The sequence below is a fragment of the uncultured Roseobacter sp. genome (genome assembly GCF_947492555.1).
Taxonomy (GTDB): domain Bacteria; phylum Pseudomonadota; class Alphaproteobacteria; order Rhodobacterales; family Rhodobacteraceae; genus Roseobacter.
In genome coordinates this window covers 60657-70579 of the sequence record NZ_CANLNE010000008.1, presented here as the reverse complement: position 1 = coordinate 70579, position 9923 = coordinate 60657, and the positions used below count along the sequence as shown (strand labels likewise).

General features: G+C 59.9%; 6 protein-coding genes. 4 read left to right on the top strand and 2 right to left on the bottom strand.

What is annotated here, in order from left to right; all coding sequences use genetic code 11:
• On the top strand, positions 1–2862 hold a 2862-nt coding region (locus Q1A07_RS21585), incomplete at its 5' end, for a right-handed parallel beta-helix repeat-containing protein (RefSeq protein ID WP_299784544.1).
• Positions 2863–2918: 56 nt separating this feature from the next.
• Here Q1A07_RS21585 and Q1A07_RS21580 read toward each other — a convergent pair.
• Together Q1A07_RS21580 and Q1A07_RS21575 are read right to left on the bottom strand one after the other, a co-directional pair.
• Positions 2919–3929, bottom strand: a complete 1011-nt coding sequence (locus tag Q1A07_RS21580) for a ParB N-terminal domain-containing protein (RefSeq protein WP_299784543.1) — start codon at positions 3927–3929, stop codon at positions 2919–2921.
• 129 nt (positions 3930–4058) lie between these two features.
• Positions 4059–5456: an AAA family ATPase gene (locus tag Q1A07_RS21575; RefSeq protein ID WP_299784542.1), complete on the bottom strand. Its 1398-nt coding sequence runs from the start codon at positions 5454–5456 to the stop codon at positions 4059–4061.
• A gap of 465 nt (positions 5457–5921) precedes the next feature.
• Here Q1A07_RS21575 and Q1A07_RS21570 point away from each other — a divergent pair, with 465 nt between their 5' ends.
• The 3 genes from Q1A07_RS21570 to Q1A07_RS21560 all read left to right on the top strand — a co-directional run bounded on the left by Q1A07_RS21570 (position 5922) and on the right by Q1A07_RS21560 (position 9867).
• A complete protein-coding gene (locus Q1A07_RS21570; protein ID WP_299784541.1) occupies positions 5922–6932 on the top strand; it encodes a replication initiator protein A in 1011 nt (336 codons plus the stop codon).
• A 372-nt stretch (positions 6933–7304) separates the two neighbouring features.
• The gene (locus Q1A07_RS21565) at positions 7305–8957 is read left to right on the top strand and encodes a GMC family oxidoreductase (RefSeq protein WP_299784540.1); all 1653 of its coding nucleotides are present in this window, start codon (positions 7305–7307) and stop codon (positions 8955–8957) included.
• Positions 8958–9279: 322 nt separating this feature from the next.
• The gene (locus Q1A07_RS21560; RefSeq protein ID WP_299784539.1) at positions 9280–9867 is read left to right on the top strand and encodes a VPLPA-CTERM sorting domain-containing protein; all 588 of its coding nucleotides are present in this window, start codon (positions 9280–9282) and stop codon (positions 9865–9867) included.
• The last annotated feature ends 56 nt before the right edge of the window (positions 9868–9923 follow it).

The following is a 9923-nucleotide window of genomic DNA, read 5'->3' as shown; positions in this document are numbered from 1 at the left end:
GCGCCGGAGCCAACACCCGAACCAGAACCAACACCGGCCCCTGCGCCAGCACCCGCGCCCGCCCCTGCTCCGGCACCAACACCCGAGCCTGCCATTCCGCCTGCCCCGTCGAACTCTTCCGGAGACGGCCCGGAGCAGCTGGAGGCCACGTCTTTCAGCCAGTCGGACACCCCTGCCATTGAAGGCGGACGCGTCACGACACTGGAATTGGACACGGACAAGAGCGTCGCGGCCATCGAGATCAGCCAGGGGCCGGAACATGGCAATGTCACTGTAAACCCGGACAACACGCTCTCTGTCGTCATGTCAGGCAGCGACTACAGCGGCCCGCTCTCCTTTGACTACAAGGTGAGCTATGAAGATGGCACAACCGAGGTAAACAGCCTGTCTCTCGACGTCTCTGCGCCTGCACAGGCCGCCGGCTGGGGCCAGGGACAGCACTACATGCTCGAAGAGGACGAGAATGGGGATATCATCGTGGAAACCGGTGAAGTCCATCGCAAGGTCTATATCTCGGAAAGCGATGACGCCCTGACCCGCGCGGATATCGCCGCCATGGAGGGGCTGGAGGAAAGCGACATCACCGGCTCGTGGCTGAAAGCCAATGGCGAATACGGTGCTGACGAAGAGATGGCATTGTCTTCCGACATCGGCATGGAGCTCTGGAGCAGCATGACCAACTGGCGGGGGGATGGTGACAACTCGCACTGGCTGCTTTTCGAAAAAGGCTATACCTACGAGGATCTCGGACGCATTATCGAAGCAGGCGCCGATGGCGAAAGTGAACTGCACCCGATGCATATCACTTCCTGGGGGGAAGGCGACCGGCCTGTCATCGACACCAAGATCGTCATGTATCAGGCGGACTCGGCCAATATCGTCTTCAGCGACATTGAACTGACGGCAGGGGTCTTCAACTCACATGCGGACAACACGATTTTCAGCGATGTGAGCGTCACGGACGCCGGCATGAGCATTCAGGGCGTGGACAACTTTACCTTCCACGATTCCGAGGTGACACATGTCACACGGGACGCTCCCGATGCAGACTATTGGGGCAACCCACGCGGGGTCGGCATGTTCGTCAAAGATGTGGACGGCATTCTGATCGAGGGCAGCATCGCCCACCACAACGCCTGGGAAGATGATTACCGGACCGACGGCTCCACCGAGGGGGGCATGCCGCCCTCGATGTTCAGCCATAACATCTACCTGCAAGCCGATACGCGGGATGTTACCTTCCGGGACAACATCATTTCCCAGGGGGCGTCATTCGGGGCCCATATCCGTGGGGGCGGCTATGTCGAGGACAATATCTTCCTGGACAACAATGCTGCTGTCGATTTCCTGGGTGGTGATTACAAAAGCGCGGGGCCGGTTGGCAATTTCACCCTGTTCTCGGACAACGTCATCACCTCAGGCGGATACAAGACCATTGAGAAATTCTTTATCGGCGCAAAGAGCCTGGGCGTGGTCAACGATGGTGTCGCCACCACGATGCTGGACAACATCATCGCGCATATGGCCGATCCGAACAATCCGGATGAAATCGCGGCCAAGACACGTGCCGACGACGCGCTGAAATCTCCGCATGGGGCTGCCTATGATGATACGATCATCTACAACTGGGCACAGGATCAGGAAAATGGGCGCGGTCTGGCACTCGACAAGAATGTCGATGACCTGGACCGGGATCAGGCCGACCAGACCACCATCCAGAACTTTGCCGCCACCCTCCTGGGCAAAGAGGATGCAACCATTAGCGAGCTGATGGACTACATCCTGACCCTGCCCGACACCGACTACGACGACTTCGTGACCGCCGATGATTTCATCGCCTATTTCCAGAACGGCTTTGGCGTGACGGGCAACGGTGACGAGGCGCAAACAGACCACCGCTTCATCCCCAATAACCTCGCTGACGGCATTCGCTGGGACAATCGCCTCAACTGGGACAGCGAAGACGTGCCCGACAATGGCGACAGCGTCAATCTGGCGGGAAACTGGGTGCAATATGGCGCCACGACCAGCCTGTCGAACCTGACGCTGGGATCAGGCGGGAAACTGCATGTGAACTCCGGCCGTCTGACGGTGGATGACGTGCTGGAAACGGGTCCTGATGGCGCCCTGATCAGCACCCAGGGCGCAGGCCAGTTCTGGACGGATGGCTATACGGATGACGCGCGGCTGACCATCGAGGTGAACGGCGGACGTTTTGCCAACACCGGCGATTTCACGGGACAGACATCAATCCATGCGCTGGACGGACAGACCCTGCTTGCCACGGACAACGCGCTTTTCACCCTGCAGGCGGGCAGCGAGCTGCGGATTGAGGGATCTGAAGCCAAGGTCGGCTTTGACGGCACCGAAAACGGAACCGCCGTGTTCCAGATGGCCGATGACGCCGTGCTGACCTTTGACAGCGATGAGGATGGTTTCTCCACCGTCGAAGAATTCCGCAGCGGACGCTGGGATCAGGCGGGCTCTGACGTGCAATCCGGGGCCTCTCTCGACGGGACGCTGCAGCTTGACCTGAGTGACTACACAGGCGGTGCCGGCAGCCACACCCTGATCGATGTGGATGCGCTGGATGGGATTTTCGACCAGATCGATGTCTTCGGGCTCGGCAGCGCATGGAATGCCGAAGTGGTTACCGATTACGACAGTGATGAGCTGCGTCTCGAGATCACGGCAGGCAGCGGCTCGATCAGCTACTCCACGATTGGAGATGCCGGGCAGGGGGGCGATGAGAGCGCAGATCTCTGGGCCGCGCTCACCCAGGGACAGGGCGTCTTTGATGAGAGCCCGCCCGTGCTGAACGATGAAAACTACAATGACATGCCGGATATCATGGCAGCATAACCCCACTCAAAACCTGTTTCGCACGCGAAAGGGAAATGACCAAGTATATGAATATACTAGTCATTTCCCTTTTTTTTGCGCGCCAGGAGCCATTGGCGTAAATCCTCGACCAACATGTCGTCAACCGCCTTGCCGGACAGCGAGACACGGCCCGATGCCACCCTGATCTGCACCCCGGGGGCGATCTGTTCGGCAGGGCTGGATTTGGCTCTGCGTGGCTGATCCTCTCCGCGCAGAATCCGTTCCAGCACCGCCCGCTCCGCCGTAGCGGTCTCTGGCGCGGCCCGGCGCAGGGCCTCCGTGAGCCGCCGCCGAAACCCCTTGTCGGACTGCAGGGCCGCCGCCAACGGCAGACCAAGCTTCTCGGGAATGGCGGCAGGAAATTTCAGATGTGCATCCAGCGCGCTGACCAATGTGGTGAAAGACAGGATCTTGGATCGCTTGGGCGGTCGTGCGGCCTCGAAAAGCGCCTGCACCGCCGTTTGTGGATCTGGGTACACCCCCTGCGCCGCTGCCTGCACCGCAATCCGCGCGCGCTCATAAAAGCTGAGGTCCGCGCGTATCTCGTTTTCCTCCACCATCGCCCGATAGGCATCAGGGGCGCTCTGAGGGCTGCGGATCAGCGCCTTGACCGTGGCAAATCGCGGCTCCTGCGTCTGTTCCAGAAGCTGACGCAGCGCCATCAGCCGCCGCCATCCCGAAATCAGCCCATAGTGCCCCTCTGCAAGGGCCACCACCTCAATTGCTGTCTGCTGGCCCCGGGATCGAAGACTGTCGATCAGCACCTGCATTTCCTCCGCATCCACGTGGGACCGGTCGCGTACCAGATGTGCATCGTCGATCTCGTTCAACGGCAAGGGCGTGATCATGCGGCCTTCGGTGCGGGCCCTCTGTAACTCGCCGGAGACCTCTTCCAGCGCGGATTGCGCTGCCGCGTCACCGGAGATATCGGCAATCGGGGGGCGTCGCGTCCCGGCCCACCCCAGGAACGCCTTGGTCTCCAGCGCATCGCCGCCGATGTCCTGATCCGCAATCGCCGCCGGGGCGAGACGCTTACGTTTGGCCATTGGTTCTTTCCTTCCTGCCTGCTGCCACCACACCGCACTGTGCCACGGGTGTGCGGCCTGCTCTATCGAGATACGGGCCAATATCAGACCCTAAAAAGCCAAATTCGACTCTGTTTCGCATGCGAAATGTCACTCCGCCGCCGTCTGGGCCTTGCCCGTATCCGCAGCACGCTCGTCCCGACGCCAGACCCCGTAGAGGAGCCGTTTGAACGCGGCGTATGTTTCGTCGAACGTGGCCCGTCCACGGGCGTAGGTATCACGATTGAAATCCCGGTAATCGGCTTCGTAGATGCCGTTCACGCTTTCCCCCGCCTGTCCGATCAGGGCGGTGAAATCCTGGCGGAAGGGCGACAGGGTACGCCCCATGTAGGATTGCATCAGGCTGGCCATCTCCATCTGCTGGGAAGCGTCGAAGCGGGTGACAATCGCCTGGACCGCATCCCATTCAAAGGCCAGTTCGTCGCGCCCCAGGGCCCGGGCGGCGATGTTCTCCCCCTCCTCGATCGAGGAAAAGGTGGCGTGCAGCATATCAAAGAACCGCCCCGTGCTGTCGAATTCCACGAAGGAGGCTCCCACCGGCACCAACAGGATATCCGCCGCCGCAAGCCCGTTGATCGTCAGATACCCCAGCGCCGGAGGAGTATCGAGGAACACCAGATCATATTGATCCAGCACGCCCCCGGACTCCAGGGCTTCGGAAAGCGCATCCCAGAGCTTCCAGGAACGCGCCGCCATCCGCCAGACCGGAATCTGGAATTCAGACCAGTAAAGGTTCAGCTGCGCGCCGATCAGGTCGATATTGGGCCAGTGCGTCTTGGTGATGATATCCTGTGGCGAGACATCCAGCGCCTCTGTGAGGGTCTCATCAAGGGGCAGGGGGTCATCCCCCCGGTCCAGCCTGCGCTGGTTCTCCACGCGCAGATGCTCCGCGTAATGGCGGGCCAGCAGGGGAAAGACCGTGCCCCATTCATCCTGCACCTGACGACCGAAAATGGAGGTCATGGAGCCCTGGCTGTCCAGATCGATGACCAGCACCTTATAGCCATCCAGCGCCGCGGACATGGCCAGGTGCGCGCAGGTGGAGGTTTTGCCCACACCACCCTTGAAATTGGCCACAGCCACCACCTTTGCAGGCTGTCCTGCAGGGCGGTAGGGGACATATTCCTTGGATTTGGATCCTTCCTGTCCGAAATGCGCGCGCAGGCGCAGGACCTCGTCCAGGGTGAACCATTTGGCGCCGCCATCCGTTTCGCTCGTACCCTGTGGCAAATCGGGATTCTGACGCAGGACCCGTCTGAAATGAGCGGGCGCCACCGGAATGAGATATTTGGTGATCTCCCAGGTTGAAAAGGGCCGCAGTTTGCGATTGCCGGTTTCATCGAGGCCGCGCCCGGCAAGATCGTTGCGTCCCTGCTCACAGGTTTGCGCCAGCGCTCCCAGATCACGGGTCGTGACAGGGGCAGGAAGATCTGTTTCCGCCTTATCGGGGGATATGTTGAAATAGGGGGGGAGGGGGTCTATGCCCATATGCCTGTTCTCTGCTCTATGTAACGCCTTTCAGACAGTGTGCCATAAAAGGTGTTACGCGAGAAGAGGGTTGTTTCATACCTCTTGGTTTTCTTTGAAAATGCGCGACGATTCGCCTTTGCACTATGGTTTTTGGGGTAAAATCGGGCCTGTTTGTTTGTTAAATTCAGTTATTTATATAGTTATGGCAACCTTGCTCTTCTAAAACTTGTTTTTTTTGAAGGGGTTGAGATGAAAATTGCAGAGAGAGGCGACTCTGAAACCCCGTTGGAGTGACTCCGATCCCACGGTAAAACGACTCTGAAACCCCGACGTTGGTGTCGCGACGCTGGACCGGGCGCTTGGGGGAGGCTAGGGTCATCCCGTAAATGAAACCCCGAAACAACGGGGCACAGGTGACGCATCACGCGTTGGCAGAGCAGTAGACACGACAGGGCCCAGGACTGGCCCGGAAAGTGAGCAGGCATGGGCATGCCAGTGGCCGCCGGGCAGACAGCCGGGAGTGTGCAGGAAGATTTCTTTGTCTGCGACTTTTTCGGCGCGGTACCCAAACATGATCTGGCCTCCATGGAACATCCGCTGTTTTCGCTTTCGACCCGCCCGGACCGGCGTATCCTGTCTTATGAGCACAATGGCACGCAGGTAACGGTCACGCCGTCGGTGAAGGGGCGGGCGACGATCTTCGATGCGGATATCCTGATCTTCTGTATCTCGCAGCTGATGGCCGCGATCAACGCGGGCCGGGCAACCTCGCGCACGCTGACCCTGACGGCGCATGATCTGCTGATCGCGTCGGGGCGCGAGACATCCGGCGATGGGTACCGACGGCTGCGCGACGCTTTCGAACGGCTGTCCGGCACAAGGATCACGACCAACATTGCGGTCGGCGGCGAAGAGACCACCAGCGGCTTTGGCCTGATCGAGGCCTGGGAGATCGTCCGCAAGACCCGTGGCGGACGGATGCAGCGGGTCCGTGTCACCCTGTCGGACTGGCTCTACCGGGCCGTTCTGGCGAAATCGGTACTGACCCTGAGCAAGGAGTACTTCTCCCTGCGCAAACCGCTTGAGCGGCGGCTCTATGAACTGGCGCGCAAGCATTGCGGACGGCAGGCGGTCTGGCGGGTATCGGTAGAGACCCTGTGCAAGAAATCCGGTTCCTCCAGTCCGCGCAGGGTGTTCCGAGCCATGCTGCGCGAGATCATCCGCGATGGACGGCTGCCGGATTATGATCTGGCAGAGGAGGCAGGGGACATCATCTGTGTCACGCCTAAATCGGTTGTGGAGGATGTGCCGGACCGGCCACCGCAGCTGAGCCCGGACGCGCTGGAGGCGGCACGCCGCCTGATACCGGGAGTGGATGTCTACCACCTGGAAGCCGAATGGCGCACCTTCTGGCACAAAACGGGCCGCCCGTCGCTGCGGTCCCCGGACAAGGCATTTCTGGGGTGGGTGTCCAAAAACAGGGCGGCATTCTAGGCCTGCGGGGCTGGTTCCGGGCGGAGAATATCATTGACAGCCAAGGGCCCTGATTGTTTCAAAGTTGGCATTTGAGCCGGAGATATCAGTCATGGATGGAGTGATCAGAGTTTTACCCGACCTGCCGGTGGCAGATGTCGGGCAGGGGGGATAAGCGGGTAGGGGTATCCCGTCAGAGACCGTCTTTCATCACAGCCGCAGTGATCATGTTCCGCCGTTGCCCGGTGAGCAGACGGCAGGGTGGGCCGGCGATTTCCACGGGTATCAGGGATACGACGGGTATTTTAACGCAATAGATTTTTAACGGATTTCTGCCGCCATGGTCCCGGGATGCGGGCATCACCAAAGGCGACATGCCGGTCAGAGGATATTTTGGCAAAGCATAGAAGTATCGAGATCGCCGAGGCGGCGGAGCAGCCCTGGGATGTGATTGTGATCGGCGCGGGCATGGGGGGCTGTGCGGCGACTTATGCCATCGCGCAGGCCGGGCTGCGGGTTCTGGTGCTTGAGAAGGGTCAGCAGGATTTCAAGGCCTCTGCAACCGTGGACGCCACCGAGACGGACCCGGAACGCCGCCTGTCCATCGGGCGCTGGCCCCACCAGATTTCAGGTGTGGTGGATGAGCGCCGCTTTGACACCTGGCCGCCACTGGGATGCGGGGTGGGGGGCTCGACCCTGCTTTATGCCGCGGCAGTGGACCGGTTTCGCCCGGTTGATTTTGCGCCCCAGACGCTGCCCGACGGGCGCGTGGTGTCCTGGCCTTTCGATTACCGCACGCTGGAGCCTTACTACCGCAAGGCAGAGGCCCTGTTGCAGGTCAGTGGCACCCCGGACCCGCAGGCCCCGCAGATGATCTATGATCTGGCCCCGCCGGTCGAGGCCAGCACGCGGGACCGCTGGTTCATGACGCGGTTCGCCCGGGCGGGCCTGAATCCCTACCGGCTGCATTACGCCAACCTCAATCGTCCGGGGTGTGACGCCTGTCTGGGGCGGGTCTGCCTGAAGGAGTGCAAACGCAACGCGCGCAACAGCTTCATGACAGCGGCCCTGCAAAGCGGGCGGGTATCGATCTGCGAAAAAGTCACCGTGGTCCGGCTGAACGCAGAACCTGACCGGGTGCGCTCTGTCCGGGTGAAAGCGGCTCAGGGCGAGGTCGATCTGACCGCGCAGGCGGTGGTGGTTGCCGCCGGGGCCTATTTCACACCAGTCCTGCTTTTGAACTCTGCCAATACGCATTGGCCCGACGGGCTGGCCAATCAGAATGACCAGGTCGGGCGCAACCTGATGTTCCATGCGGATCTGCGTATTGCCCTGTGGTCCAAGCGGGGGCTTGATGGCACCGGCCCCAAGAAGTCCATTGCATTGAGGGACTTCTACGAACGTCCGGACGGCACGAAATTCGGCGAGATCCAATCCACCGGCGCCGAGGCGCGTTACGGCAATGTCATTTATGTGCTGCGCCAGCGGTTTGATCAGAGCCGGTTTGCCCGGTGGCAGCTGTTGCGGCATCTGTTGCGCATTCCGGCGCTGCTGGCGGACCGGCTGCTGGGAGGTGCCACGATCTTTGCGCTGATCCTCGAAGATTACCCCTATCCCGAAAACAGGGTGCAGGCTGATCCGCAGACGCCGTCAGGCATGCGGTTCTACTACACGATCCCGCAAGAGCTGCGTCAGCGGGGCCGACAACTCCGTAAACTGGTGGACCAGTCATTCAAGGGCATGATGCGCCTGTGGCTATCCTATGATCTGGAGCTCAATCACGGGCATCCCTGCGGCACCTGCCGGGCCGGGAATGATCCCAGGACCAGTGTCGTGGATGCATCGGGACGGGCCCATGGTGTCCAGAACCTATATGTTGCCTGCGGGTCGGTTCTGGCGACCAGCGGGGCCACCAACCCCAGCCTGACAATCGCGGCGGTTGCCCTGCGGATTGGTGAGCAGATTGCCGCTCAATGTGATCCATCCACGCGGAACGCCGAGGAAAAGCATCTGCAGGGGGCAAAAAATCGCGCATTACAAGAATGAAAAAGACATATTCCCGCAATGGGTGTATGTGATTCTTCCGAATCATCTCTGCGCCTTGCGCGGCAAAAGATCCTCTGCCGAGGACAATTCCATCTTAGCGTGCGTTTTTATTTCATTAATGAGTACAATCCACTGCCTGTCGGTGGAATTCTCGGCAAGCTTTGCGAAAACCACACTGCAAAACGACGGGAACAGGGTTTTTCGGCGGGTTCTGGTAAAGAAAAGATTAACACCCAAATTCCACTATGTTATAAACACGGCAGTATCTTGCCGACTATCGGGCGGGTTTTTGATTACAACAACTACACGGTGGATTTAACCAATGAAGACTATTTTCCTTACAGCTGCTGCGGCAATGTTCGCGCTCGGTACGAGCGTTTCAGCTGCAGTTATTTCTCCGACATCCGACAATGCAAATAATGCTCTTCCGGGTGACGCGCGCGGTGTGTCTTCGGATGCGTATGATGGTGATCCAAACACGTTCTTCGAGCTGGAGTTCGGTGAAACCGTTGAATTCTACTTCTCGCCTGCACTGTTCCAGAGCCCTGGTTCCGTGATCGAAGTCACCAACGGTGGCGACGCAGGCCGCATTGAGTGGGACGAATATGTCCGCGTCGAAGTCGGCGTCCAGGGTGACGAAGGCAGCTTCATCACAGTTGACCCGGATCCGATCAGCAACGCAGCCGGCACAGTGGCCTTCACCTTTGAAGGTATCTTCAACACACTGCGCTTCACAGACGTGACACTGGACTTCGCTGTGGGCTCTGTTTCCACGGATGATCGTCCGGCAGGTTTCGACATCGCTGAGATCACAGTCATCAGCGCGGTTCCGCTGCCAGCAGGTGTTCTGCTGCTCGGTACAGCACTGGGTGGTCTGGGTCTGGCACGTCGCCGCCGCAAGGCAGCCTGAAGCCTTTCCTACTGACGTAGATGAAACAATTGAACGGCAGGTCTTCGGGCCTGCCG

Excerpts from the sequence above, each read along its gene's own strand:
- Q1A07_RS21575 (WP_299784542.1), bottom strand. The coding sequence starts at position 5,456 with ATGGGCATAGACCCCCTCCCCCCCTATTTCAACATATCCCCCGATAAG.
- Q1A07_RS21560 (WP_299784539.1), top strand. The coding sequence starts at position 9,280 with ATGAAGACTATTTTCCTTACAGCTGCTGCGGCAATGTTCGCGCTCGGT.
- Q1A07_RS21580 (WP_299784543.1), bottom strand. The coding sequence starts at position 3,929 with ATGGCCAAACGTAAGCGTCTCGCCCCGGCGGCGATTGCGGATCAGGAC.
- Q1A07_RS21570 (WP_299784541.1), top strand. The coding sequence starts at position 5,922 with ATGGGCATGCCAGTGGCCGCCGGGCAGACAGCCGGGAGTGTGCAGGAA.